The organism is Paracoccus sp. (in: a-proteobacteria) (genome assembly GCF_030538755.1).
Classification (GTDB): domain Bacteria; phylum Pseudomonadota; class Alphaproteobacteria; order Rhodobacterales; family Rhodobacteraceae; genus Paracoccus.
The window spans coordinates 1-25,502 of sequence record NZ_JAUNTJ010000018.1; the positions used below are offsets into that span (position 1 = coordinate 1).

The window sequence follows — 25,502 nt, forward strand, 5'->3', positions numbered from 1 at the left end:
CGGAAGGCCGCGAGTTCGAATCTCGCCGGCCCGACCATTCCGAAAACGCCCACCCTTTGCGGGGTGGGCGTTCGCATATCCGGGGGAAGCGCGATGGATAATGGCTGGGCAAATTCCGCCGCAGCGTGGATCGCCGCACAGGGCGAAACCGGCGACTTTGGGCGGCAGCATGTGCTGGACAGACCGATGCTGGCGCGGCTGCGCGGACGTGGTTTTGCCCGGGCGCTGGACGTCGGCTGTGGCGAGGGGCGGTTCTGCCGGATGATGCGCGCCCAAGGGATCGCGGCCACCGGCATCGACCCGACCGAAGCTTTGATCGACGAGGCCTGCCGCCGCGACCCTGACGGAGACTATCGCGTCGGGCGCGCTGAATCGCTGGATTTTTCGGATAACAGCTTTGATCTGGCGATCAGCTATCTGTCACTGATCGACATTCCCGATGCGTGCGCCGGTCTGGCCGAAATGGCGCGCATCCTGCGCCCCGGCGGCACGTTGCTGATCGCGAATCTGAACGGCTTTGCCACAGCGGGCCAGCGGCTTGGCGACGGACGCATGGTGATTGACGACTATCTGACCGAACGGGCCGCATGGTTGCAATGGGACGGCATCCGGATGCGCAACTGGCATCGTCCGATGCAATATTACATGTCGGCACTGCTGGATCTTGGCTTGATCCTGCGCCATTTCGCCCAACCCTCACCTTCGGGCGGCGATCCGGCCAAGGTCGCAAGACACGTCCGCATACCCTATTTTCACATCATGGAATGGCAGGTGCCTACATGAACGGAGTCCTTCCCGACCGCGCGCTTGGCGACCTGATCGCATCCGGGGCCATCACCGCCGATCCGCCGATCACCGATGCGCAGGTGCAGCCCGCCAGTCTGGATCTGCGGCTTGGCGACACGGCCTATCGCCTGCGCGCCAGCTTTCTGGCCGGGACCGGGCGGCGGGTCATGGACCGGCTGGCCGATTTCGAAATGCACAAGATGGATCTGACCGGCGGTGCCGTGCTGGAAAAAGGCTGCGTCTATCTGGTCCCCCTGATCGAGCGGCTGACCCTGCCCGACGGGTTGACGGCGGTGGCGAATGCCAAATCCTCGACCGGGCGGCTGGATCTGCTGACCCGGCTGGTCACGGATGGCGGCACCGAATTCGACCGCCTGCCCCCCGGCTATGACGGCCCGCTTTACGCGGAAATCTGTCCGCGCAGCTTTTCGGTGCTGGTGCGTCCGGGGATGCGGCTGAACCAGTTGCGCCTGCGCCAGGGTCAGGCGGCGCTGTCGGACGATGATCTGCGCGCGCTGCATCAGGCGCAGCCGCTGGTCAGCGGCACGGCGCTGATCGACGAGGGGTTGGGCTTTTCCGTCGATCTGCGGCCCGAAACCGGCGATCTGGTCGGCTATCGCGCCCGCCCCCATACGGGCGTGATCGACCTCGACCGGATCGGCGCGTATGATTCCGCCGATTTCTGGGACGAACTGCGCAGCCGCGACGGGCGGCTGATTCTGGACCCCGGCGCGTTCTACATTCTTGTCAGCCGCGAATCGGTCGCGATTCCGGCGGATTATGCGGCAGAGATGGCCCCCTATCTGGCGATGGTCGGCGAATTCAGGGTGCATTACGCCGGGTTCTTTGATCCGGGCTTTGGCATCGGGCCGCATGGCACCGGCGCGCGGGGCGTGCTTGAGGTGCGCTGCCACGAGGCGCCTTTTGCGCTGGAGCATGGTCAGGTCGTCGGGCGGCTGGTGTATGAGCGCATGGCCGCGCGCCCGGATCGCCTTTATGGTGCCGACATCGCCTCGAACTATCAGGGACAGGGGCTGAAGCTGGCGAAACAGTTTCGCTGAGCGCGGCCTTACGCGCCGGATTCAGCCGCGCTTGCGGGTGGTGCGCGCCGCCTGTCGGGCGCGTTTGACATCGGCCCGTCTGGCCTGCGGCTTTTGCGCGGTGGCGGCGGGCTTGGCCGTGGTCTTGTTCGCGCCGCCGATCATGGTTTTCAGGCGGTTTACAATGTCTTTCAGGCTCATGCCGGACCCTCGAATCTGTGGCGGCCAGCATAACCCGGCCGTCTGGCTTTGGCGATTCAGAACCGGATAAAGCGGCGCAGCACGCGCATGGCCTGACGGGTGCGGCTGCTGTTCTGGCGGGCGATCTGCTGGCGCTTGCGGGCTTCCTCGCGCGTTTCACCGGGGCGCGCCTGGGTCTGGCCCATGCGCTTGATACCGGCGTTCACGCCCCAGCCCAGCAGGAACCGGCCAAGGATGCGGGTCAGTTGGTTCATGTTCATGGCTCATCCTCGAAAAGATCGTCCGCAACGGGCGGAGTGGCGGTGGGTTCATCGTCATCCGCATCATCTGTGGACGGCGCGGCAAGGCCGGGCAACAGGGAATCGGGGGCACCCGATTCCAGCAGACCGGCGGCGCGCAGCTCGCTTAGACCCGGCAGATCGCGGGCGCTTTCAAGGCCGAAGTGGTCCAGAAAGCCCTCGGTCACGACAAAGGTTACGGGGCGGCCCGGCGTCATCCGGCGGCGACCGACGCGGACCCAGCCAATGTCGATCAACTGGTCCAGTGTGCCGCGGCTGACGGCGACGCCGCGGATTTCCTCGATCTCGGCGCGGGTGACGGGCTGGTGATAGGCGATGATCGCCAGCGTTTCGGTGGCCGCGCGCGACAGGCGGCGCTGTTCGGTGGTGGTATCCTGCATCAGAAACGACAGGTCGGGCGCGGTGCGAAAGGCCCAGCCTTCGCCGATCCGTTCCAGCACCACCCCGCGCCGGTCATACTGGCTGCGCAGATGCGCCAGGGCTTCGGGCGCGTCGCAACCGGCAGGCAGGCGTGCCGCGATTTCCCGCAGCGGCATGGGCGTGGCCGAGGCGAACAGCAGCGCCTCGACCATGCGGGCCTGTTCGGGCAGCGGCGGCGGCGGAAAGCGGGTCGGGTCGGCTGTGGTCATGTCGATGCCGGCCTGCGGCGGATGCTGATGGGGGCGAACATCTGCGACTGGCGGATCTCGATCCGGCCCTGCCGGGCCAGTTCCAGCGAGGCCGCAAAGGTCGCCGCACGGGCCGAGGCCGCGCGCGGGCCGCTGCCCCAGCCGTCGGGCAGAAATTCGGACAGGTCGGTCCAGTCTCCGGCATAGCCGATCAGCCCGCGCAGCCGGTCTAGTGCCTGTTCCATGGTGAACAGGTCTTTGCGATCAAAGGCATAGGGACGAAATTCATCCCGCGTACGCAGCCGGGCATAAGCGCGCATCAGGTCCAGCAGCCCGGCCTGCCATTCGGTCTGCCGGTTGCGGGTGACGGTTTCGGGCGCGCCACGGGGGAAGCGGCTGATCCCCAGCCGGTCCCGCGCCATCAGCGTGGCCGCCGCCTGCCGCATCGCGCCAAGCCGCTCTAGCTGAAAGGCCAGATGCGCGGCCATATCCTCGGCGCTTGGGCCTTCGGCCTCGGGGTCGGGGGGCAGCAGCAGGCGCGATTTCAGAAACGCCAGCCAGGCGGCCATCACCAGATAATCGGCGGCCAGTTCGATCCGCAGCCTGCGCGCCTGATCGACAAAGGCCAGATATTGTTCGGCCAGGGCCAGAACCGAAATCTTCATCAGATCCAGCTTTTGCGTGCGCGCCAGCGTCAGCAGCAGATCCAGCGGGCCTTCGAACCCGTCCACATCAACGATCAGCGCCTCGTCCGCGCGGCGGGCGGCAACGTCATCCGCGCCGGGCGAGCTGGGAACGGGGTGCAAATGCGGGGCGGAGGGTTGGCTGGCCATGGTGCGGGTCTGATTGGACGGTGCCACAGGGTCTGTCGAAGCGGAACCTGTGTCAAGGCGCAGGGTTGTAGCCGGGGGTTTCACACCCCCGGACCCCCGTGGGATATTTTCGGACCAAAGATGCCTTAGGCTGCGTCGTATTCGGCGGCGAGGGCGGGTAGGTCGGCGGAAACGGGGGGGCGGCGCAGGGCCAGTGCGGCGTCGGCGCGGCGGGTGGCGGCGGTGGTCAGGAGGCCGGCGGCATCGGCGACCTGTTCCATCTCGGCAATGTCGCCGTTGCAATGCAGCACCACATCGCAGCCTGCGGCGATGGCGGCTGCGGCGCGCTCGGCCGGGGTGCCTGACAGGGCGTTCATGCCGATGTCATCGGTCATCAGCAGCCCGTCAAAGCCGATTCGGTCGCGGATCAGCGCGATGGCCTGCGGGGCGGCGGTGGCTGGATGGTCGGTGATCGTGGTAAAGCGGATATGCGCCGTCATCCCCATCGGCAGGTCGGCCAAGGCGCGGAACGGGGCAAAGTCGCAAGCGTCGAGTTCCGGCAGTGGCGCTGTCACCCGTGGGGTTTCAAGATGGCTGTCGGCTGTGGCGCGGCCATGGCCGGGCATGTGCTTCATCACCGGCAGCACGCCTGCAGCCAGCAGGCCATCGGCGGCGGCCCGGCCAAGCCGGGCGACCGTTTCCGGGTCGGTGCCAAGGCAGCGGTTGCGCAGGAACGGGTGGGTTTCGGGCTGCGCGATGTCCAGTGTCGGGGCGCAGTTGCTGTCGATTCCGGCGTCGTGCAGTTCGGCCCCGATCAGGCGGTGGCGCAGCCAGATGGCGCGTTCGCCGCGCGCGGCATCGTCGAGCGGGGCGGGCCAGTCGCGCCAATGCGGGGCGCGCAGGCGCTGCACGCGGCCGCCCTCTTGGTCGATGGTGATGACGGCATCGCGGCCCACCGCGTCGCGCAGCTCGGCGGTCAGGCGGCGCAGTTGAGCGGGGCTTTCGACGTTGCGCCCGAACAGGATGAACCCCCACGGATCGGCCGAGCGAAAGAAATCCCGCTCGGCCGGTGTGAGGGTGGTCCCGGCGATGCCGCCAAGGATCGTGGCGCCGGTCACTGTGCCGTCGCCGGGATACAGTCGGTGCCGCCGGATTTCAGCGCCTCGCAAAAGCGGCGGGCGTCGTCGCGCGAATCGAACCCGGCCACGCGCAGCCGCCAGAAGGTGCGGCCATTGGCGCGGTGTTCCTGAATGACCGGAGCCTTGCCGCTGAACTGCGACCCGAACTTGCCCGACAGGCGCGCCCATTCGCTGTTGGCGATGGCGTTGCTGTCAAAGGCACCGATCTGCGCCAGCGGTGCGCCCGATGCGGCGGTGGCGGCACGCGGTGCGGGGGCGGGGGCGGGTTCGGCACTGGCCTGCTGCACCGCAGCCGGGCGGGCGGCGGGGGCATCGGCAGAACCGGCCCCGACCGTGGCAGCAGCCGGGGCCTGCGCCGGGGTTGCCGCAGCAGAGGCAACCGCAGCAGCGCGGCGCGGACGCGGGGCCGGACGCACCGAAGCGGTCAGACCACCCTGCGCCTGAGCCTGCGCGAGTGCATCGGTAATGGCCATGGCCTGCGCCTGCTGGCCGTTTTCGTCCAGCACTGCGGCGTTGACCGGGCCTTCGCTGGCCGGGGCGTCCAGGATCTGCGCCTCGGCCACGGCCTGATCGGCGGCGGCCATCGCCTGAGCCGCAGCCAGTTCGGCGCGCATGTCGGCATCGCTTTGCGCAATCATCGGATCGGTGTCAAAGCTGATCGCCGGGTCCGAGCCGTTGGCCGGTTCGCGGGCCGTGGCACCCAGTTGGCCCATGGCCACATCGCCATCGGTCAGCCCGGTGGCCGACGGCGCGATGGCGACCTGCGCGGCAGGTTCGCTGCGGCCACCCGCTGCAACGCCGTTCACCGCCAGCCCGGTATAAGAGGTCAGTTCCCCGCCCGGATCGGCGGGCGCGGTGCGGGCGTCGCCCGACAGCGCGGTGATGACCGGCACCCCCGACACGTCGCGCATCACCAGTTGCCAGCCCCAGTAGACCAGACCGATCATCAGCCCGACCGAAACAACGGCGCCCAGATAATGTGTCAGCCTGGCCAGCCGCACCGACAGCCCTTCGGACTGTGCCTGTGCCATCTGACCAGAGTTATCGGCCAGATCATCCCAGCCGCGTTCCTCGAAGTCGTAATCCCGCCGCCCACGCTGACGCGAAAAGGTGAAACCGAATCCGCCTTCGCGGAAGTCCATCACTGCCATAGCCTGCCTGCCCGCCGGTTAACCCGGTCGCTGTTACCTGCTCGAAACCTGCTCTGGCAGCGGCGCCTGTTGTCAGCGCATTTCTTTTGCCGGAGCAACCCCCAAGATAGCAAGACCGCAGGAAATCACAACGCCAACTGCACGTGCCAGCGCAATTTTCGACGCAGTTGTGTCCTTATCGCCATCCTGAACAAAGCGCAGCGCGGTTTCGTCATTGCCGCGATTCCACAGCGAATGCAGGTCAGAAGCGATGTCATACAGGAAAAATGCCACCCGATGCGGCTCATGCGCGCGGGCCGCATGTTCGACAAGGCGCGGCCATTCGGCGACCTTGCGCATCAGGTCGATTTCCGCCGGATGCGACAACCGCGACAGATCGGCCCCGGCCAGCGCAGAATCAGAGGTATCGACCCCCATATCCGCCGCGCGGCGCAGCACCGAATGCACGCGCGCGCTGGCGTATTGCACATACCAGACCGGGTTGTCCCTGGACTGTTCCAGCACCTTGGCAAAGTCGAAATCCAGCGCCGCGTCGTTTTTGCGCGTCAGCATGATAAAGCGGGTGACGTCGGCCCCCGCCTCGTCCACGACATCGCGCAGGGTGACAAAGGTGCCGGCGCGTTTGCTCATCTTGAACGGCTCGCCGTTCTTGAACAGTTTTACCAATTGAATCAGCTTGATGTCCAGCGGCACCCGGCCATCGGACAGCGCCTTGACCGCAGCGTTCATCCGCTTGACATAGCCGCCGTGGTCGGCCCCGAACACGTCGATCAACTGGTCAAAGCCACGGTCGATCTTGTCCCAGTGATAGGCGATGTCGGGGGCGAAATAGGTCCATGAGCCATCGGATTTCTGGATCGGGCGGTCCACATCGTCCCCATGCGCGGTGGCGCGGAACAGCAGTTGTTCGCGCGCCTCCCAGTCTTCGGGCAGCTTGCCCTTGGGCGGTTCCAGCACGCCGCGATAGATCAGCCCCGCGGCGTTCAGGCGTTCGATCGCCGCCTCGATCCGGCCCGAGCCGTAAAGCGCGCGTTCCGACGAATACACATCCATGCGCACGTTCAGCAGGTCCAGATCCTGCCGGATCATCTGCATCATCGCCTCGATGGCGAAATCGCGCACCGGCACCAGCCATGCGGATTCGGGCTGATCCAGCAGGGCATCGCCGTATTTATCTTTCAGCGCCTGCCCGACCGGGATCAGATAGTCGCCGGGATACAACCCCTCGGCGATCTGCGGTTCCAGGCCATGCGCCTCGCGATAGCGTTCAAACGCGGAACGGGCCAGCACATCGACCTGCGCGCCGCCGTCGTTGATGTAATATTCGCGCGTCACCTCATATCCGGCGAAATCCAGCAGCGCGGCCAGCGCATCGCCGAACACCGCGCCCCGGACGTGGCCGACATGCATCGGGCCGGTCGGGTTGGCGCTGACGAATTCGACGTTGACCTTTTGCCCCGCCCCCAGGTCCGAGCGCCCGAAATCCGCGCCCTGCGTCAGCGCGGCGCGGGTCACGTCCTGCCAGATCGCAGCATCAAGCCGCAGGTTCAGAAAGCCCGGCCCCGCCACCTCGGCCGCAAGGATCGGGCCGCCGGTCAGCCGCGCGGCCAGCGCATCGGCGATGTCACGCGGCTTTTTCCCGGCGGGCTTGGCCAGCACCATCGCGGCATTGGTGGCCATGTCGCCATGCGCCGGATCGCGCGGCGGCTCCACCGTCACGGCGGCGAAGTCCAGCCCCTGCGGCAGATCGCCCGCCTGCACCATTGCATCCAGCGCCGCGATCACACGCCCGCGCATTTCGGTAAAAAGGTTCATCACGCTCACCTGAATTTGCGGCTTTCCGGTTAGCGCCAGCAAGGGGGGCAGGTCAACAGCGCCCTCACACACCCGCGCAAGGCGATGCAGCAAAACGTAATGACGCGGTGCCACAAACCCGATGACAAAATCCCGGCCGGGCGCAATATGCGGGCATCTGTCCTCTGGATTTTCGTCATGGCCCAACTGACCGCCTTTAGCACGCTGAACATGTTCCAAACCTCCAGCCTTGGCGGCACCCTGATGCGCCGCAACAACCACCCGCTATCAGGGGCAGTTCAGCTATGATGCCGCGATGAAACCGATGGGCGCGGTCACTTCGGCCACGCTGCTGGTGTCGGACAAGGCGATCATGAAGATCACCGGCATGTCCGTCGATGCAGGGGCAATCGCTGCGGCGGTGGCCACGGGCCGCACCGATTCTATCCTGTCTCTGGCGCTGCGGGGCGATGACGTGATCCTTGGGTCGTCCGGCAATGACAGCCTGATCGGCCTGACCGGGAATGACACGATCAGCGGCAAGAACGGCTCGGATCAGTTGCTCGGGTTAGAAGGCGATGACGTTCTGGATGGCGGGGCTGGTAATGACATTCTGATCGGCGGGGCGGGACGCAACATCCTGTATGGCGGCCAAGGCATTGATGTGGCGCTTTATTACGGTGAGACACCTGTCACCGTTTCGCTGGCCCTGACCGGCTATCAGAACACCGGCGTCAGCCGCGACCGCCTGACCGGGATCGAAGCTATCGCCGGCGGCAAGGGCAATGACAGGCTGACCGGCAACGACAGCGCCAACCTGCTTGCTGGCGGGGACGGCAACGATGTGCTGACGGGTGCTGCGGGCAATGACACTTTGTTTGGTAACGATGGCCGCGACACCATCACGGGCGGCACCGGCAATGACGAGATCGAGGGCGGCGCGGGCGGCGACCGGCTGGGCGGGGGCGGCGGCAAGGACGCGCTGCGAGGCGATGCCGGGCACGATTATCTGACCGGAGGAGCCGGGGCCGATACGCTGATCGGCGGTGCAGGTAACGACACGCTGGTCGGCGGGGCGGGCGATGACCAGTTGTTCGGTGGCGAAGGCATCGACACGGTGATCTTTCAGGGCGACGACGCGTTCTATGTCGATCTGGGCAGTCAGTTTCTGGTGCAGACGGGTCAGGGGCTGGACCGCTTTGACGGCATCGAAAATGCCACCACGGGCGCAGGCAACGACCTGCTGCATGGCAGCGAGGCGGCCAACCGGCTGACCGGCGGCGCAGGGCGCGATACCTTTGCGTTTCATTTCGCCAGCGACAGCGCAGCGGGGCGTGGGCGCGACGTCATCACCGACTTTGCGCCCGGCCTTGACCGGCTGAACCTGTCGCAGATCGACGCCAACCCGGATCAGACCGGCGAACAGGCGTTCCTCTGGTCGGATCGCGCCACGGCCTTTGGCCTGTGGACGGTAAAAAGCGGTGCTGATCTGCTGATCCGCGCCGATATGGCCATCCAGTTGGCCCATCTCGATCAGATCGGGGCCGGAGATCTGATCCTGTAACCGCCCGCCCCGGTGATCCGGTTGCTTTTTAGGCAGTCAATTGCGGGTTAAAAGCGCGAAAACATTGACGCGCGGTTCAGTTTCGTCTAGGCGACCCGTGCCTGCATCCGGCAGGCAATGATGCGGGGCGTGCGCAAGCGTCCCTCAAAGGCCACGGCGCGATCCGTGGCCGGACGCGTAACCGCGCCACAGGCGCGACAGTAACGAAAGCCCTGAATGACGCTGTTTTCCGATCTCAAGCTGGATCCCAAGGTTCTGAAAGCCATCGACGAGGCGGGGTATTCCCAACCCACGCCCATTCAGGCGGGTGCGATCCCGCCCGCGCTGGAAGGGCGCGACGTGCTGGGAATCGCCCAGACCGGCACCGGCAAAACCGCCAGCTTTACCCTGCCGATGATTACCCTGCTGGGCCGTGGCCGCGCGCGCGCGCGGATGCCGCGCTCGCTGGTGCTGTGCCCGACGCGGGAACTGGCGGCTCAGGTCGCGGAAAACTTTGATATTTATGCAAAATACACCAAGCTGACCAAGGCTTTGCTGATCGGCGGTGTGTCCTTTGGCGAACAGGACAAGCTGATTGATCGCGGCGTTGACGTGCTGATCGCCACGCCGGGCCGTCTGCTGGACCATTTCGAACGCGGCAAGCTGTTGCTGACCGGCGTTCAGATCATGGTCGTGGACGAAGCCGACCGGATGCTGGACATGGGCTTTATCCCTGATATTGAACGGATTTTCCAGCTGACCCCGTTCACGCGCCAGACGTTGTTCTTTTCGGCCACCATGGCGCCGGAAATCGAACGGATCACCAACACCTTCCTGCACAGCCCCGAACGGATCGAGGTGGCGCGTCAGGCCACCACCAGCGAAACCATCACGCAAAAGCTGATCGAGATCACCCCCACCCGCCGCGATCAGGCCGCCAAGCAGAAACGCGAACTGCTGCGCGCCGTCATTCAGGCCGAACAGGCCCGCGACGAAGGTGCGCTGACCAATGCGATGATCTTTTGCAACCGCAAGACCGATGTGGACATCGTGGCCAAGTCGCTGAAAAAGCACGGCTTTGATGCCGCTCCGATCCATGGCGACCTTGACCAGTCGCAGCGGATGCGCACGCTGGACGGGTTCCGCGATGGATCGTTGAAACTGCTGGTCTGTTCCGATGTGGCGGCGCGCGGGCTGGATATTCCGGCGGTCAGTCATGTGTTCAACTTTGACCTGCCCTCGCACGCCGAAGACTATGTTCACCGCATCGGCCGCACCGGCCGCGCCGGACGTCTGGGCACCGCAATCAGCATCGCCACGCCGGCCGATGAAAAATACCTGACCGCGATCGAGGCGCTGATTAAACAGGCTCTGCCGCGCGGCGATATTCCGGCGGGCTTTTCCCTGTCCGAGGCGGCGACCGCCGCCCCGCGCCCGCGCGACGACCGCAAGGGCGGGCGCAATGGCCGTGATCGCGACCGTGACCGCCGCCGCCGCGACGACCGCCCCGGCCGCGACGAACCGGCACCCGCCGCCGTGGAACCGGCACGGGCCGACAAGCGCGATGACCGGCGCGAGGATCGTGAGGACCGCCGCGAACGGGATCGCGACAACCGCCGTGATCGCCGCGACCACGACCGCGACAACCGCCGTGATTCGGTGATCGTCGGTTTGGGCGATCATGTGCCCGAATTCCTGAACAACGTGTTCCGCCCCGGCTATATCGAAAAACCGAGCGAGCCGGTCGAACAGGAAGCCCCGGTTGCCGCTGCGGAATCCGCCGCCGAAGAACCCAAAAAGCGCCGCAAACGCACGGATCGCAAGCCCAAGGCCGCCGATCCCGCGCCCGAGGCCGTCGAAACTCCGGCACAGGACGCGGCGCAAGACATCGCCCCCGCCGAACCTGCCGAACCTGCCGTTGTTGAGGCAGCAGCAGAACCCCCGGCAGAAGCCCCGAAAAAACGCCGCCGCCGCACCAAGGCCGAAATCGAGGCCGACAAAGCCGCCAAGGCCTTGGCCGCCGCAGCCAAAGCCGCCGCACAGGCGGATGGGGACGCCGAAGCCCCGAAAAAACCGCGCCGCCGCCGCAAAGCCGCCCCCGAGGCCGAGGCCCCGGCAGACGCGCCCGCGGCCAGCCTGCCGGATTCTGCCACCCCGGAAACCTGACGCGCAGCCATGCGCGATTCCCTGACGCCGCCTCGGGTCCGCCGCCGTCACCGCCCTCCGCTGCGACGGTTGGCGGGGGATGCGGCCTTGGGCTGCATCGCGGCGACCGGGCTGGCCCCGCTGAACCTGTGGTTCCTGACCCTGCCCGCCCTTGCGCTGATCCTGTGGCGCATCGCCCGCGCCCCCACGGCCCGCAGCGCCTTCTGGCAGGCTCTGGCCGCCGGGGTGGGCTGGTTCGCACTGGCACTGGTCTGGATCGTGGAACCGTTTCTGGTCCAGCCCGAAGTTTACGGCTGGATGGCCCCCTTTGCACTGATGTTGATGGCATTGGGCGGAGGACTGTTCTGGGCAATCCCCGCCGCCGCCGCCTATCGCCTTGCCGCCCCCCGCCACGCCAGCCGCATCGCCGCCATCGCCGCCGCACTGGCCCTGTCCGACTGGCTGCGCGGCTGGATCTTCACCGGCTTCCCCTGGGCGCTGACCGGCCATATCTGGATCGCAACGCCCGTCGCCCAATCAGCCGCCGTGATCGGTGCCACCGGCCTGTCCGCGCTGACGATGCTGCTGGCCGCCCTGCCCGGCCTGCTGCGCCGCCGTCAGGCCGAACCCGCCACCCGTGCCCTGCCCGGTGCCGCCCTGTGCATCGCACTGACCGGCGCGCTATGGGCGGCAGGGCTGGCGCGACTGGCCTCACCACTGCCGCCAGACACGCCCATCACACTGCGCGTGGTGCAGCCCGACGCACAACAGGCGCTGAAATGGGATCCAGACTGGTCGATGAAATTCTATCGCCGCCTGCTGGACCTGTCATCACAACCAGGGTCGCCCGATCTGGTGATCTGGCCCGAAACCGCCGTGAATTTTCTGCTGAACGACGCCGACCCGGTGCTGCCGCAGATGGCGGCGTCGGCAGGCGGGGCAACGCTGATCCTTGGCATCCAGCGCGCGGAATATCCTCGGTTTTTCAACAGCCTCGCCGTGGTGCAACCTGACGGCAGCATAAGCGCCACCTATGACAAGTTCCACCTCGTCCCCTTTGGCGAATACATCCCTTGGGGCGACGCATTGGCCCGTTTAGGCATCACCGCCTTCGCCGCGCAACAAGGCAACGGCTATTCCCCCGGCCCCGGCCCCACGGTGCTGAGCCTGCCCGGCCTGCCCGAATTTCAGCCGCTGATCTGCTATGAGGCGATCTTCCCCCAACACCTGCGCACCCAAGGCCCACGCCCGGCATGGCTGTTGCAGATCACCAATGACGCATGGTTCGGCCGGTTCTCTGGCCCCTATCAACACCTCGCCCAAGCGCAGCTGCGCGCCATCCAAAGCGGCCTGCCCCTGATCCGATCCGCCAACACCGGCGTATCCGCCATCATCGACGCCCACGGCACCACCCGCGCCAGCCTGCCGCTGAACCAGATGGGCAAGATCGACGCCGCCCTGCCCGCCGCCCTGCCGGCCACACCATGGTGGCACTGGGGCGACACCCCGGCCCTGATCTTGCTGACACTGATCCTGACCGCCGCCAGCCTGCGCCGCCGCAAAGCCGCCTGAACCATCTTTGGTCCCTAAATATCCTGGGGGTCCGGGGGTGAAACCCCCGGCCATCGCGGGACGCAAAGCAGCGGTCAGTCGCGGAAATACCGGCTTTCGCGGACCTGTTCCCACGCCCAGACAACCTCGGCCAGACGATCCTCGTCGGAACGGTCGCCGCCGTTCATATCGGGATGAAGATCCTTGACCAGGGATTTGTATTGCTTGCGAATTTCAGCGCGGGTCCAGCTGTCTTTCGCCTCAAGAATGTCGATGGCGCGACGCTCGTTCGGGGGCAGCTTGCGCGAGGCGGTCTTGGCCCGGACCTCGGGGCTGGTGGCGTTTTCGCCCAGAATTTCCATCGGGTCGCTGATGCCATGGCGCGCCCATGCCTGTTCCTGCGCCGCACGGCCAAAGGGCTTGGTCGGGCGTTCCCACACCGTGGCATTGTCCAGAAACTGCTGGAATTCGGCCTCGCTCTGCCCCTGAAAATAGTTCCAGTTCAGGTTGTATTCGCGGACGTGATCCTTGCAGAACCAGTAATAGTCCTCAAGGTTGCGCGGGCTTTTGGGCGCGCGATACTGGCCGGGCAGATCACAGCCCGCCTTGTCACAGATCCGGGTCGAGGTCTCGATCGCCCCCGACATGCCACGTCTGCCTTTGGACCGCCGCTTTTTGTCCTTGGCGGCGGAAATGTCGAAACCGAACGGGTCGTTACTGGTCATATGTTTGCCCTTTGCGACTCGGGAACAGGAGTTTAGGGGTTTTGACGCGACATGAAAGGGGGGCCGGAAAAATGATAGCGGATGACATGCGCGACAGGCTGGCGGCACTGAACCCGGTGCGGCTGGAAATTAACGATGAAAGCGAACAGCACCGGGGCCATTCGGGCTGGCGCGAAGGGGGGCAGACGCATTTCCGTATCCGCCTGATTTCACCAGATTTTCAGGGCAAAACGCGGGTCGAGCGGCACCGGATGGTGCATCACGCCCTGGGCGATATCGTGCCGCGTATCCACGCGCTTGCGCTTGAGCTTGATACACCCACGGCCTAGAACACCGGCGACGCGCCCATCTTGTGGAGGAATGGCCATGAACGCCAAAACCGATTTTAACGACCGCCTGTTGTCTTTGGGCCTTGCCCGCGTATCCGAGGCTGCGGCACATGCCTCGGCCCGGCTGATCGGTCGCGGCGATGAAAAGGCCGCCGATCAGGCCGCCGTGAACGCCATGCGCGATCAGCTGAACATGCTGGACATCAAGGGCGTCGTCGTCATCGGCGAGGGCGAGCGTGACGAAGCGCCCATGCTGTTCATCGGCGAAGAGGTCGGCACCGGCAACGGTCCCGAGGTGGACATCGCGCTTGACCCGCTGGAGGGCACCACCCTGACCGCCAAGGACATGCCGAACGCGCTGACCGTGATCGCCATGGCTCCGCGCGGCACGCTGCTGCACGCGCCCGACGTTTACATGGACAAGCTGGCCATCGGGCCGGGCTATGACAAGGATGTGGTCAATCTGGACATGACCCCGACCGAGCGGGTTCATGCGCTGGCCAAGGCGCAGGGTGTCAAGCCCGAAGACATCACCGTCTGCATTCTGGAACGCCCCCGCCACGAAGAGATGATCGCCGAGGTCCGCGCCACCGGCGCCGCCATCCGGCTGATTACCGATGGCGACGTGGCGGGCGTGATGCATGTGGCCGAGCCGGAAAAGACCGGCATCGACATGTATATGGGCAGCGGTGGCGCGCCCGAGGGTGTTCTGGCGGCCTCCGCGCTGAAATGCATGGGCGGGCAGATGTGGGGCCGTCTGCTGTTCCGCAACGATGACGAACGCGGGCGGGCCGCCAAGGCCGGCATCACCGACCTGAACCGCATCTATTCGCGCGATGAAATGGTAACGGCGGATGTGATCTTTTCGGCCACTGGCGTCACCAATGGTTCCATCGTGCGCGGCTTGAAGCGCGAGCCGCATTTCATCGAGACCGAAACCATTCTGATGCGGTCGAAAACGGGTTCGGTGCGCCGGGTGATCTATCGCAACCCGATCAAGTAAGAGGGGGCCAGCCCCCATCCGGCCCCAAGGGGCCGGATTCCCCCGGGATATTTCGGAACGAAAGACGACATGGGTGCCTTTCTGGGGGTTGAGGATTCGCTGAGCGGGCGGCGGTGGATCGGACCTGATGACGCGCTGATCCGCCGGGCCGAGGGTTTGGCGCAATCTGCGCGCCTGCCCTTGCCCGTGGCGCGGATTCTGGCGGAACGCGGGGTCGAGGCAGACGGCGTGCCCGGTTTCCTGAACCCGCGTCTGCGCGATCTGCTGCCCGATCCGCTGTCTTTGCGCGATATGGCTGTGGCGGCGGAACGGCTGGTGACGGCGGCGCTGTCGGGCCAGCGGATTGCGGTATTTGCCGATTATGACGTGGATGGCGGCGCCTCGGCCGCTTTGCTGCTGGACTGGCTGCGGGCGCAGGGGCGGGATGCGACGCTGTATATCCCCGACCGCATCGACGAGGGTTATGGCCCGAATGCCCCTGCCATCGCCGCGCTGGCTGCCGCGCATGATCTGATCGTCTGCGTCGATTGCGGAACGCTGTCGCATGACGCTTTGGCGGCGGCGCAGGGGCTGGCGGATGTAATCGTGCTGGACCACCATCTGGGCGGCGAGACGCTGCCCCCTGCCCTTGCCGTCGTGAACCCGAACCGCGCCGATGAAACCGGCGATCTGGGCTATCTTTGTGCCGCTGGCGTGGTGTTTCTGACGCTGGTGCAGGCGGGCCGGGCACTGCGCGCGCAGGGCCGGGCCGAGGTGCCGCTGATCCCGATGCTGGATCTGGTGGCACTGGCGACCGTTGCCGATGTCGCGCCGCTGGTCGGGGTGAACCGCGCCTTTGTGCGCACCGGGTTGGAGGTAATGGCGCGCCGTGATCGCCCCGGTTTGCGCGCGCTGGCCGATGTGGCGCGGCTGGACGGGCCGCCAAGCGCCTTTCATCTGGGCTTTCTGCTGGGGCCGCGCATCAATGCCGGGGGCCGCGTGGGCCGCGCCGATCTGGGCGCGCTGTGCCTGTCGGCCACCGATGCCGCCACCGCCGACCGGCTGGCCGCGCAGCTTGACGATCTGAACCGCGACCGCCGCGCCATCGAGGCCGAGGTGCGGCAGGCGGCCTTGGCGCAGGTCGAGGCGCGGGACGACGCCCGGCTGGCATGGGCGGCGGGCGCGGGCTGGCACCCCGGCGTCGTCGGCATCGTCGCCGCCCGTGTGAAAGAGGCAACCCGCCTGCCCTCCGTGGTGATCGGCACCGAAGGCGGCATCGGCAAGGGCAGCGCCCGTTCGGTGCCCGGCGTCGATCTGGGCCGGGCCGTGCAGCGGCTGGCGGCCGAGGGGCTGATCCTTAAGGGCGGCGGGCATATGATGGCGGCGGGGCTGACCGTGGCCGAAGATGCGATCCCTGCCGCGATGGCGCGGCTGGCCGATCTGATCGCCGCCGATCTGGATGCCCGCCGGGGTGCGGGCGATCTGCGCATTTCCAGCCTGATCGAGCCTGCCGCCGCCACCCCCGATCTGATGCGGCTGATCGCCGATGCCGGTCCCTTTGGGCAGGCGGCCCCCGCGCCGCGCTTTGCCTTTGCCGACCAGTTGATCGACAGCGCCGGTCAGATGGGCGACGGCCACCTGCGCCTGTCCTTCCGCGCGCCCGGCGGCCCCTCGCTCGAGGCCGTGGGCTGGGGCGCGATGAACGGCCCGCTTGGCCCGGCGCTGATCGGCGCCAAGGGCCGCCGCTTTCACCTTGCGGGCAAGCTGGAACTGTCCACATGGAACGGGCGCGAACGGGTGCGGCTGCGGCTGGATGACGCCGCCCCGGTCTGACAACGCGCCCGATCCGGGGGCTGGCCCCCCGCCGCCAAGGCCGCTAACCTGCGCCAAACGGCACAGGAGGATTGCATGAAACTGACCTGGCTTGGCCATTCCGGCTTTCGTCTTGAAATCGAACAGGCGGTGATCCTGATCGACCCGTGGCTGACCGGCAATCCGCTGTTCCCACAGGATCAACGCGATCAGGCGCTGAGCGGTGCCACCCATATTCTGATAACCCACGGCCATGGCGATCACACCGGCGACACGCTGGCCATCGCCAAGGAGCTGGGCATCCCCGTCGTCGGCATTTACGACCTGATAACCCATTGGGAAAAAACCGCCGGGATCGAGGGCACCGGCTTTAACAAGGGCGGCACCCTCGATCTGGGCGGGGCCAAGGTGACGATGGTGAACGCGGCGCATTCCAGTTCGCTCGACGGGCCGGACGGGCCGATCTACGCGGGCCACGAATCGGGCTATATGATCGCGGGCGAGGGGCATGTGATCTATGTCAGCGGCGACACCGACATCATGGCCGATATGGGCTGGATGGGCGAATATCACCAGCCTGACATCGGCATCCTGTCCTGCGGCGGACATTTCACCATGGATATGGACCGCGCGGCTTGGGCGGCAAAGAAATACTTTGATTTCAAGACGGTGATCCCCTGCCACTATAAAACCTTCCCGCTGCTGGCACAGTCGGCACAGCCGCTGACCGACGCGCTGCCCGGCGTCACCGTCCTGACCCCGGACGTGATGGAGACGGTGATCCTGTGACCAACTGGCAAAGCTTCGACCCGCCCGAGGCCGGGCAGAACCGTTCGGCCCGGCTGGCGGCGCTGCGGGCGCAGATGGCCGATGCCGGGCTGGATGCCTTTATCGTGCCGCGCGCCGATGCACATCAGGGCGAATACGTCGCCCCCTCGGAAGCGCGGCTGGCATGGCTGACCGGCTTTACCGGCAGCGCCGGCTTTGCCATCGTCACGGCCACCACGGCGGGCGTGTTCATCGACGGCCGCTATCGCGTGCAGGTCCGGGCCGAGGTGGACGCCGCCGATTATACCCCGGTCAACTGGCCCGAAACCAAGCCCGCCGACTGGCTGCGGCAGGCGCTGCCCGGCGGCGGGCGCGTGGGCTTTGACCCGTGGCTGCACACCCGCTCCGAGATCGAGTCGCTGGAACAGGGGCTGGGCGGCGCGGGCATCGGTCTGATCGCCGTCGAGCGCAACCTTGTCGATGCGATCTGGCCCGACCGCCCCGCACCCCCTGTGGGTGCCGCGCGGATTCATGATGAATCGCTGGCAGGCGAAACCGCCGCCAGCCGTCGCGCGCGCCTTGCCGAAACCCTGCGTGAGGCGGGGCAAACCGCGGCGCTGCTGACCCTGCCCGATTCGATCTCGTGGCTGCTGAATATCCGTGGCAGCGATATTCCCCGCAATCCGGTGGTGCAATCCTTCGCCGTGCTGTCCGACAGCGGCGAGCTGGCGCTGTTCGCCGATGCGGCCAAATTCGATCCCATGGTGCGGGCGCATCTGGGCAATCAGGTCAGCATCCTGCCCCCCGACGCGCTGACCGCCGCGCTGCGCGACCTGCCCGGCCCGGTGCGCCTTGACCCACAGACCGCCCCCGAGGCCGCCTTTCGCATCCTGACCGAAGCCGGGACCGAGATCGCCCGCGATCGCGACCCCGCCATCCTGCCCAAAGCGCGCAAGACCGCCGCCGAACTGTCCGGCATGGCCGCCGCGCACCGCCGCGATGGGGCAGCAATAGTGCGGCTGCTGGCGTGGCTGGATGCACAAGACCCGGCCAAACTGACCGAAATCGACGTGGTGCAGCGGCTGGAACAGGAACGCCGGGCCGAAGGCGCGCTGGACATCAGCTTTGACACCATCTGCGGCGCGGGGCCGAACGGGGCCATCATCCACTATCGCGTGACCGAGGCGACCAATCGCACCCTCAGCCCCGATCAGATCCTGCTGCTGGATTCGGGTGGCCAATATGCGGACGGCACCACCGACATCACCCGCACGATCAGCCTTGGCGCCGCCCCCGATGCAGCGCGCGCGCCCTATACCGCCGTGCTGCGCGGCCTGATCGCAATCAGCCGCACCCGTTTCCCGACAGGCGTGGCAGGCGCGCATATCGACGCGCTGGCGCGGCAGTTCCTGTGGGCGCAGGGGCTGGATTACGACCACGGCACCGGCCATGGCGTCGGCGCGGCGCTGTGCGTCCACGAAGGCCCGGTGCGGATCAGCCGCATCAGCACCCTGCCACTCGAATCCGGCATGATCCTGTCGAACGAACCCGGCTACTACCGCGAGGGCGCCTTCGGCATCCGGCTGGAAAACCTGATCGCCGTCACCCCGGCCCAATCAGAACCGGGGCGCGAGATGTTGGGCTTCGACACGCTGACGCTATGCCCCTTTGACCGCCGCCTGATCGACGCCAGCGTGATGTCGCCCACAGAAACCGAGTGGCTGAACACCTATCACCAACATGTCCGCACGGAACTGTCGCCGCTGCTGGATGGCGCTGCCCGCGATTGGCTGATCCGGCAAACCCACCCGCTGACCTAGGCAGGCTTCCTGTTTGCGAAAATACGCCACAGGGGGTCCGGGGGATGTGAAATCCCCCGGTCCGGCAGATCAATCGCAGGCCGCCAGAACTTCGTCGCGCAAGGCCGCAATCTCGTCGCGCGCAGGCCCAGACCCGGCCCGCTCGATCGCACCAAGGCCCAGACCCAGCGTTTCGGCATAGGCAACGCGGTTGGCCAGTTGCGCATCCGCCACCGTAGCGCCCAGTTCGGCTGTCTTTTCAGCCACTTCGGCCCCCAGCCGGGTGTTGGGCCGGGTGCGGTTCAGCACCACCAGAACCGCCGCCTTTTCGCGCCGGGCCAGATCCAGCACCCCCTCGGTGGCCCACAGATCGACATGGCTTGAGGCAACCGGCACCAGCACCAGATCGGCCACGCGCAAGGCCGGGCGCAGATCGCTGTCGATCTTGGGCGGCGTGTCGATAATGACGAAATCGAACCGCTTTTTCAGCTTGTCCGATTCATACGACGCCCCCCATGCCGACGAGGTGGAAAACTCCAGATCGTCATCCTCGCCCACGCGCCCCAGCCGTTCGATGAACCAGCGGCCCATACTGCCCTGCGGATCGGTATCAATCAGCGCGACGCGATACCCCGCCTGCCGCAGCGCGATTGCCAGATTGACGGCGACGGTCGTCTTGCCCGAACCGCCCTTTTGCTGAGCCACGGTGATGATGCATCCGGCCATATGTTTCCCCTTGTGTCGCAGTGCAGCATAACCCCGCGCGCCGCGTTGAAAAGGGCCAATCCCGCCTTAACTGCGATAGACCTCGGCCACTTCATACATCACCGGCTCAAAGCTTTTGCACATGCCGTGAATGACGCGGTTGCGCTGGCGCATCTCGGGGGTGCGCAGCATGGCCTGATAATCCTTGCGGTCGCGCCATTGCGAATAGGTGGCGATGCGGGTCTGCGCATCATTCAAATGCACGGCGGCAGAGATAAACCCCGGCTGTTTGCTGATGACATTGGCCCAGGCATCCGTCAGCAGCTCCAGCACGTCCTGCGCGGTGCCGGGCGTTACATCGAATGTTGCGATGACAGTCTGTCCGTTGAAATCCTTATGAATATCGGGCATGGCTGGCCTCCTGTTCCGGCTTGCCCGATCAGGTTAGGGCAATTCTCAGACCGCGAAAAGCACAATGACCGGGAACGCCACCAGCAGCGCCACCCGGATCAGATCGGCCAGCACGAACCAGACCACCCGCGCATAGGTGGCCGCGACCGGCGTATCCGGCGCCATCGCGGCCAGAACAAACAGGTTCATCCCGACCGGCGGACTGATAAGGCCGACCTCGACCACGACCAGCACCAGAATACCGAACCAGATCGCGGTCTGTTCCGGCGTCAGACCAAAATCCAGCGCCATGATGACGGGGAAAAAGATCGGCACGGTCAGCAAAATCATCGACATGCTGTCCATCACCATCCCCAGCAGCACATAAACCGCCAGAATCAGCAGCAGCACGGCCAAAGGCGGCAACCCGGAGGCGATGACCCGGGCCGACAGGGTTTGCGGCACCTGTGCCAGCGCCAGAAAGCCGTTGAACACCGCCGCCCCCAGAATGATGAAAAACACCATGGCCGAGCCTGCGGCAGTGCGCAGCAGCGCCTCGCCCAGCCCGCGCCAGTTCAGCCGCCCCGAGACCAGCGCGATCACTCCGGTTGCCGCCGCGCCGATGGCGGCACCCTCGGTCGGGGTGAACCAGCCGTCGTAAATACCGAACACCACCAGCAGAAAGACCGCCAGAACCGGCCAGACCCCGGCCAGCGCGCGCCAGCGATCCTGCCATGGCGCGCGCGCGGCGCGGCCGCCCTCGGACGGGCGGGTGGCCAGATACAGGCGGATCACCGCCATATAGAACAGCGCCGCCAGAATGCCGGGGATAAAGGCGGCCAGAAACAGCTTGCCGATGTTCTGTTCGGTCAGGATCGCATACAGCACCAGCACGACCGAGGGCGGGATCAGGATGCCCAGCGTGCCGCCCGCCGCAATAATGGCGGTGGACAGCCCGCCCGACCAGCCGGCCCGGCGCAGTTCGGGCAGCGCGACCTGCCCCATGGTCGCGGCGGTGGCCAGCGACGATCCGCAGATCGCGCCAAAGCCTGCACAGGCCCCGATGGCCGCTATCCCCAGCCCGCCACGCCGATGCCCGACAAAAGCGCCGGCTGCGCGAAACAGCGCCTCGCTCATCCCGCCGCGGGTAGCGAACTGGCCCATCAGCAGAAACATCGGGATGATCGACAGGGAATAGCTGGAAAATGTTGAAAAGGTTTCGGTTTTCATCCGCGCCAGCAGCATTGCCGGGCTGCCGGTGGCCAGCCACAACCCGCCCGCACCGCAGATGAACATGGCCAGCCCGACCGGCGCGCGCAGCAGGATCAGCACCAGCAGCGCAGGCAAGGACCACAGGCCGAGTTCGAAATTCGTCACGCCGCACGCCCCCGCGCGGCCACCCATGCGCCGGTCAGCGCCGCCGCCGCCAGCCCCGTGGCGCAGGCGGCAAAGGCCCACCAGACCGGGATTTGCAGCAAAAAGGTGGTTTCTGCATTGGCACGCTTGGTCAGCATTCCTTCCCACATCCGCCAGGCCAGAAACGCCATGCAGGCGGCGATGGCCGCGTCCCAGAACCGATCCAGCCCGCGCGCAAACCGCCCGCCCAGCAGATCGACCCGCGCATGAGCCGCCGCCAGATGGCACCACGGCAGAAAGCCGCAGATGGCGACCGCGCTGCCCAGTTCGATCAGCTCATAATCGCCGCGTATCGGGCGCAACCGGCTGAACCACGCCGGCATATCGGCCAGCGTGGACAGTGTTAATCCCGCCCGCGCCAGCACAGAAACGCAGGTCACGGCCACCAGCGCCAGCAGGATCGCACCGCCCGCCAGCGCGCAATGCCGGGCCAGCAGGACAACGATCCCGTTCACGGCGCGACGGGTTCCACGCCCGGCGCGCCAAGGCCCTCAGCCTCGGCGGCGGCGATGGCCGCACGCGCCTGCTCTACCAGCGCCGCACCGTCAAAGCCGCGCGCGGCGGCGGACCAATCGGCGATGACCTGATCGCCAAGCGCGTGCCACTGGTCGATCTGATCGGCACCGATGGTCGAAATCGTGCCGCCCGCCGCCAGTGTTGCGGCACGCTGTGGTTGATCGGCATTTTGCTGGATCGCGCCTGCATGACGGCTGAAGGCGGCGCCCGATGCCTCGTCGATGACGGTTTTAAGATCATCGGGCAAACGGTCGTAAACGCCTTGGTTCATCACCAGCATCAGCACTGCGTTATAGATCGCCGGGCCTTCAAATTCGGTATGGTTTTGCACAAATTCCTGCACCCGGACGGATGACGTCACCTCCCACGGCAGCAGCGCGCCGTCGATCACGCCCTTGGACAGCGCCTCGGGCACGGCGGGGGCGGGCATTCCGATGGGCGCGGCACCGGCCTTTTCCAGCAGCATCGAGGCCGCGCGCGACGGTGCCCGCAGCTTTAGCCCTGCCATATCGGGCAAAACCGCGACGGGGCGCGCGGAATGGATCACGCCCGGCCCATGCACCCAGATGCCCAGCAAGTGCAGATTGCGGAAATCGCTGTCCTGCCAGCCCTGCGCCAGCCCCCACAACGCCGCCGAGGTCGCCCCCGCATCGCGCGACATAAAGGGCAACTCGGCCACTTCGGTCTGCGGAAAACGGCCGGGGGTATAGCCGGGCAACGTCCAGACCACATCGGCGACGCCATCCGTCACCTGATCGACCAGATCGGCGGGCCGCCCGCCAAGCGCCATCGAAGGGTAACGATCCACCTTGATCCGCCCGCCGGATTCAGCCTCGATCCGGTCGGCCCATGGGGTCAGGATATTCGCCGGAACAAAGCTGTTGTCCGGCAGGAAATAATGCAGCCGCAGGGTCACATCCTGCGCCGCAGCGATCAGCGGCACCAGCATCAGGACAGCGGCGACAATCAGGCGGCGTGGCAGGGTCATCCAAGGCTCCTCTTTCGCGGGTTTATGTGGTGCGCCGCAGGCATTGTCCACGCCCCGCAAAGATGCAACCTGACAGCAACAGGTTAAGGAATCACCCATGATCGCGGTTTTTGACGGCCATAACGACTTTCTGCAACGCGCCGTCACCGCGCCTGATGCCGCCGCCCTGTGGGCCAGAGGCGACGGCACCGGCCATCTGGATCTGCCGCGCGCGCGGGCGGGCGGCTTTGCGGGCGGTTTTTTCGCCATCTGGATTCCGGTCGAGGACGGGCCAAACGATCCCGCCGCCGCCGAGGCCATGGAAAATCCTCCGTTTTCAATGCCTTTACCGCCGCCCGCCCCCTATAGCGCCGCCCTGCCCCATGCGATGGCACAAGCCTCGGCGCTGATGGCGATGGCGCGCAGCGGCACGCTGGACATCGTGCGCAGCGTGGCCGACATCCGCCGCGCCATGGACGCCGGGCGCATCGCCGCCATCCTGCATATGGAGGGCGCCGAGGCGCTGGACACCCCCGAGGCGCTGTATTTGTGGCACGCGATGGGGCTGCGTTCGCTGGGGCCGGTGTGGTCGCGGCCGACCCGATACGGGCATGGGGTGCCCTTCGCCTTTCCGGCCTCGCCCGACATTGGCGACGGGCTGACGCAGGCCGGGCGCGATCTGGTGCGGGTCGCGAATGCGCTGCGGATCATGCTGGACCTGTCGCACCTGAACGAAGCGGGCTTTTGGGATGTGGCCCGGCTGTCAGACGCGCCGCTGGTCGCCAGCCACAGCTGCGCCCATGCGATCAGCGCCAGCGCGCGCAACCTGACCGATCGCCAGCTGGATGCCATCGCCGACAGCGGCGGGCTGGTCGGGCTGAACTTTGCCGTCAGTTTCCTGCGCGAGGACGGGCGGCGGCTGGCGTTTCAGGGCTTTGAGCCGATGCTGCGGCATCTGGACCACCTGCTGAACCGGCTGGGCGAAAACGGCGTGGCGCTCGGGTCGGATTTCGACGGCGCGCTGGTGCCGCAGGATCTGGCTTCGGTGGACCGGCTGCCGGGGCTGATCGACGCCATGCGCGCGCATGGCTATGACAACGGGCTGATTCGCAAGATCGCGGCAGAGAACTGGCTGTCGGTGCTGGACAGGACCTGGGGCGGCTAAGGCCCCGCCAACGTCAGTATCCCGCGTCAGACAGGATGCGCGCGGCTTCGTCACGGCAGGCGACCAGCTTGCTGCGGTCTTCGCCGGGGTGAAACCGCGCCCGAACCGCCGTCGCCATCGGAGCAGGTTCGGCCACGATCACCCGCGGCCCCAGCCGCGCGGTTTCCGCCGCCCAACTGCGGGCCAGCGCGATCTGACCGGCCTTGGTGGCGCCGTAATTGCCATAATACGCCTGCCCGGCGTGCGGATCGTCAAAAAACATCGCCGTCCCGTTGTGCAGCCGCAGCAAAGGTTCGATCAGCGACATCAGCCCGCGCGTGGCGTCCAGATTGGTGGCGACGGCCTTGGCCCAGTCCTTGGCATCAAGCTGCGCGGCCAGCGACAGCGGCGCGGCGTGAATGGCGCAATGCACCCACAGATCCAGCCCGCCCCAACGGTCCAGCGTGGCCTTGGTCAGCTGCAACATCGCCTCGGGGACGGTGACATCCATGGGCGCAAGCGTCGCGCTGCCGCCAGCGGCCCGGATGCGGTCGTCCAGCTCCTCCAGCGCGCCGGTGGTGCGGGCGACGGCAAGAACATGCCAGCCCCTCGCGCCAAGCGCCTCGGCCATAGCGGCACCAAGGCCGCGCGATGCCCCTGTAACAAGAGCGATTTTCGTGGATTCGTTCATCATATCAGCTTTGCAGCTTTCGGGTTGCGGACGGTCTGACACCAAACACCGGCTTTCGCAAGGTCACAAGCGGATGGGGCTGTTCATCCTTTCTGACAAAATGTCGCGGATAAAAGGGCCGTGACGGCCTTTTGATGCGTTATCAGCAGTGACGCATGGGCGAGTTATTTTCACGCCCCAGACCCGCGG

The 25,502-nt window shown here is 66.4% G+C and carries 24 protein-coding genes and 1 pseudogene; 11 read left to right on the forward strand and 14 right to left on the reverse strand.

Going from position 1 to position 25,502, the window contains the following annotated elements; all coding sequences use genetic code 11:
* The first annotated feature begins 93 nt into the window (after positions 1-93).
* Together Q4G14_RS11310 and Q4G14_RS11315 are read left to right on the forward strand one after the other, a co-directional pair.
* Positions 94-783 carry a class I SAM-dependent methyltransferase gene (locus Q4G14_RS11310; protein WP_303361855.1) on the forward strand — a complete coding sequence of 230 codons (690 nt, stop codon included), beginning with the start codon at positions 94-96 and terminating at the stop codon, positions 781-783.
* On the forward strand, positions 780-1,847 hold the full coding sequence (locus tag Q4G14_RS11315) for a 2'-deoxycytidine 5'-triphosphate deaminase (RefSeq protein WP_303361856.1): 1,068 nt from the start codon (positions 780-782) through the stop codon (positions 1,845-1,847). The genes Q4G14_RS11310 and Q4G14_RS11315 overlap by 4 nt, the downstream gene beginning before the upstream one ends.
* A gap of 21 nt (positions 1,848-1,868) precedes the next feature.
* On the opposite strand, the gene Q4G14_RS11320 is transcribed toward Q4G14_RS11315, so the two are convergent.
* From Q4G14_RS11320 to argS, 7 genes are all read right to left on the reverse strand, one after another.
* Positions 1,869-2,027, reverse strand: coding sequence for a hypothetical protein (locus tag Q4G14_RS11320; protein ID WP_303361857.1), 159 nt, complete (start codon positions 2,025-2,027; stop codon positions 1,869-1,871).
* Positions 2,028-2,083: 56 nt separating this feature from the next.
* The gene (locus tag Q4G14_RS11325; protein WP_303361858.1) at positions 2,084-2,287 is read right to left on the reverse strand and encodes a hypothetical protein; all 204 of its coding nucleotides are present in this window, start codon (positions 2,285-2,287) and stop codon (positions 2,084-2,086) included.
* Complete coding sequence (scpB, locus tag Q4G14_RS11330; RefSeq protein WP_303361859.1) at positions 2,284-2,955, reverse strand: SMC-Scp complex subunit ScpB; 672 nt, start codon at positions 2,953-2,955, stop codon at positions 2,284-2,286. The genes Q4G14_RS11325 and scpB overlap by 4 nt, the downstream gene beginning before the upstream one ends.
* Entirely contained in the window at positions 2,952-3,794 is an 843-nt protein-coding gene (locus tag Q4G14_RS11335) for a ScpA family protein (RefSeq protein ID WP_303361860.1), read from the reverse strand. Before Q4G14_RS11335 ends, scpB begins: the two co-directional genes overlap by 4 nt.
* Before the next feature lie 98 nt (positions 3,795-3,892).
* Positions 3,893-4,864 (reverse strand): glycoside hydrolase family 3 N-terminal domain-containing protein, encoded by a 972-nt coding sequence (locus tag Q4G14_RS11340; RefSeq protein ID WP_303361861.1) that lies wholly within the window; start codon positions 4,862-4,864, stop codon positions 3,893-3,895.
* Positions 4,861-6,036: an SPOR domain-containing protein gene (locus tag Q4G14_RS11345; RefSeq protein WP_303361862.1), complete on the reverse strand. Its 1,176-nt coding sequence runs from the start codon at positions 6,034-6,036 to the stop codon at positions 4,861-4,863. Before Q4G14_RS11345 ends, Q4G14_RS11340 begins: the two co-directional genes overlap by 4 nt.
* A 72-nt stretch (positions 6,037-6,108) precedes the next feature.
* Positions 6,109-7,851 (reverse strand): arginine--tRNA ligase, encoded by a 1,743-nt coding sequence (argS, locus tag Q4G14_RS11350; protein WP_303361863.1) that lies wholly within the window; start codon positions 7,849-7,851, stop codon positions 6,109-6,111.
* A 295-nt stretch (positions 7,852-8,146) separates the two neighbouring features.
* On the opposite strand from argS, the gene Q4G14_RS11355 reads away from it, so the two are divergent.
* The 3 genes and pseudogenes from Q4G14_RS11355 (at position 8,147) to lnt (ending at position 13,090) form a co-directional block, all read left to right on the forward strand.
* Positions 8,147-9,394 (forward strand): calcium-binding protein, encoded by a 1,248-nt coding sequence (locus Q4G14_RS11355; RefSeq protein WP_303361864.1) that lies wholly within the window; start codon positions 8,147-8,149, stop codon positions 9,392-9,394.
* A gap of 216 nt (positions 9,395-9,610) precedes the next feature.
* Positions 9,611-11,071: pseudogene (locus Q4G14_RS11360) on the forward strand (DEAD/DEAH box helicase); the annotation flags it as partial.
* Between the two features lie 477 nt (positions 11,072-11,548).
* Complete coding sequence (gene lnt, locus Q4G14_RS11365; RefSeq protein WP_303361865.1) at positions 11,549-13,090, forward strand: apolipoprotein N-acyltransferase; 1,542 nt, start codon at positions 11,549-11,551, stop codon at positions 13,088-13,090.
* A 74-nt stretch (positions 13,091-13,164) separates the two neighbouring features.
* On the opposite strand, the gene Q4G14_RS11370 is transcribed toward lnt, so the two are convergent.
* Entirely contained in the window at positions 13,165-13,794 is a 630-nt protein-coding gene (locus Q4G14_RS11370; protein ID WP_303361866.1) for a J domain-containing protein, read from the reverse strand.
* A gap of 71 nt (positions 13,795-13,865) precedes the next feature.
* On the opposite strand from Q4G14_RS11370, the gene Q4G14_RS11375 reads away from it, so the two are divergent.
* The 5 genes from Q4G14_RS11375 to Q4G14_RS11395 all read left to right on the forward strand — a co-directional run bounded on the left by Q4G14_RS11375 (position 13,866) and on the right by Q4G14_RS11395 (position 19,505).
* Complete coding sequence (locus tag Q4G14_RS11375; RefSeq protein WP_303361867.1) at positions 13,866-14,123, forward strand: BolA family transcriptional regulator; 258 nt, start codon at positions 13,866-13,868, stop codon at positions 14,121-14,123.
* A 37-nt stretch (positions 14,124-14,160) separates the two neighbouring features.
* Positions 14,161-15,126, forward strand: a complete 966-nt coding sequence (gene glpX / locus Q4G14_RS11380; RefSeq protein WP_303361868.1) for a class II fructose-bisphosphatase — start codon at positions 14,161-14,163, stop codon at positions 15,124-15,126.
* A 69-nt stretch (positions 15,127-15,195) separates the two neighbouring features.
* Positions 15,196-16,938, forward strand: coding sequence for a single-stranded-DNA-specific exonuclease RecJ (gene recJ, locus Q4G14_RS11385; protein ID WP_303361869.1), 1,743 nt, complete (start codon positions 15,196-15,198; stop codon positions 16,936-16,938).
* A gap of 75 nt (positions 16,939-17,013) precedes the next feature.
* Positions 17,014-17,706 carry a metal-dependent hydrolase gene (locus Q4G14_RS11390; RefSeq protein WP_303361870.1) on the forward strand — a complete coding sequence of 231 codons (693 nt, stop codon included), beginning with the start codon at positions 17,014-17,016 and terminating at the stop codon, positions 17,704-17,706.
* Positions 17,703-19,505: an aminopeptidase P family protein gene (locus Q4G14_RS11395; RefSeq protein WP_303361871.1), complete on the forward strand. Its 1,803-nt coding sequence runs from the start codon at positions 17,703-17,705 to the stop codon at positions 19,503-19,505. The genes Q4G14_RS11390 and Q4G14_RS11395 overlap by 4 nt, the downstream gene beginning before the upstream one ends.
* Positions 19,506-19,574: 69 nt before the next feature.
* On the opposite strand, the gene parA is transcribed toward Q4G14_RS11395, so the two are convergent.
* The 5 genes from parA to Q4G14_RS11420 all read right to left on the reverse strand — a co-directional run bounded on the left by parA (position 19,575) and on the right by Q4G14_RS11420 (position 23,499).
* A complete protein-coding gene (gene parA / locus Q4G14_RS11400; protein WP_303361872.1) occupies positions 19,575-20,210 on the reverse strand; it encodes a ParA family partition ATPase in 636 nt (211 codons plus the stop codon).
* Between the two features lie 66 nt (positions 20,211-20,276).
* Positions 20,277-20,600: an antibiotic biosynthesis monooxygenase gene (locus tag Q4G14_RS11405; protein ID WP_303361873.1), complete on the reverse strand. Its 324-nt coding sequence runs from the start codon at positions 20,598-20,600 to the stop codon at positions 20,277-20,279.
* Positions 20,601-20,645: 45 nt separating this feature from the next.
* Positions 20,646-21,956, reverse strand: a complete 1,311-nt coding sequence (locus tag Q4G14_RS11410; RefSeq protein WP_303361874.1) for a TRAP transporter large permease — start codon at positions 21,954-21,956, stop codon at positions 20,646-20,648.
* The gene (locus tag Q4G14_RS11415; protein ID WP_303361875.1) at positions 21,953-22,450 is read right to left on the reverse strand and encodes a TRAP transporter small permease; all 498 of its coding nucleotides are present in this window, start codon (positions 22,448-22,450) and stop codon (positions 21,953-21,955) included. The genes Q4G14_RS11410 and Q4G14_RS11415 overlap by 4 nt, the downstream gene beginning before the upstream one ends.
* On the reverse strand, positions 22,447-23,499 hold the full coding sequence (locus tag Q4G14_RS11420; RefSeq protein WP_303361876.1) for a TRAP transporter substrate-binding protein: 1,053 nt from the start codon (positions 23,497-23,499) through the stop codon (positions 22,447-22,449). The genes Q4G14_RS11415 and Q4G14_RS11420 overlap by 4 nt, the downstream gene beginning before the upstream one ends.
* 97 nt (positions 23,500-23,596) lie before the next feature.
* Here Q4G14_RS11420 and Q4G14_RS11425 point away from each other — a divergent pair, with 97 nt between their 5' ends.
* Positions 23,597-24,643, forward strand: coding sequence for a dipeptidase (locus tag Q4G14_RS11425; RefSeq protein ID WP_303361877.1), 1,047 nt, complete (start codon positions 23,597-23,599; stop codon positions 24,641-24,643).
* A gap of 13 nt (positions 24,644-24,656) precedes the next feature.
* Here Q4G14_RS11425 and Q4G14_RS11430 read toward each other — a convergent pair whose 3' ends face one another.
* Positions 24,657-25,313 carry an SDR family oxidoreductase gene (locus tag Q4G14_RS11430; protein ID WP_303361915.1) on the reverse strand — a complete coding sequence of 219 codons (657 nt, stop codon included), beginning with the start codon at positions 25,311-25,313 and terminating at the stop codon, positions 24,657-24,659.
* Positions 25,314-25,502: the final 189 nt, after the last annotated feature.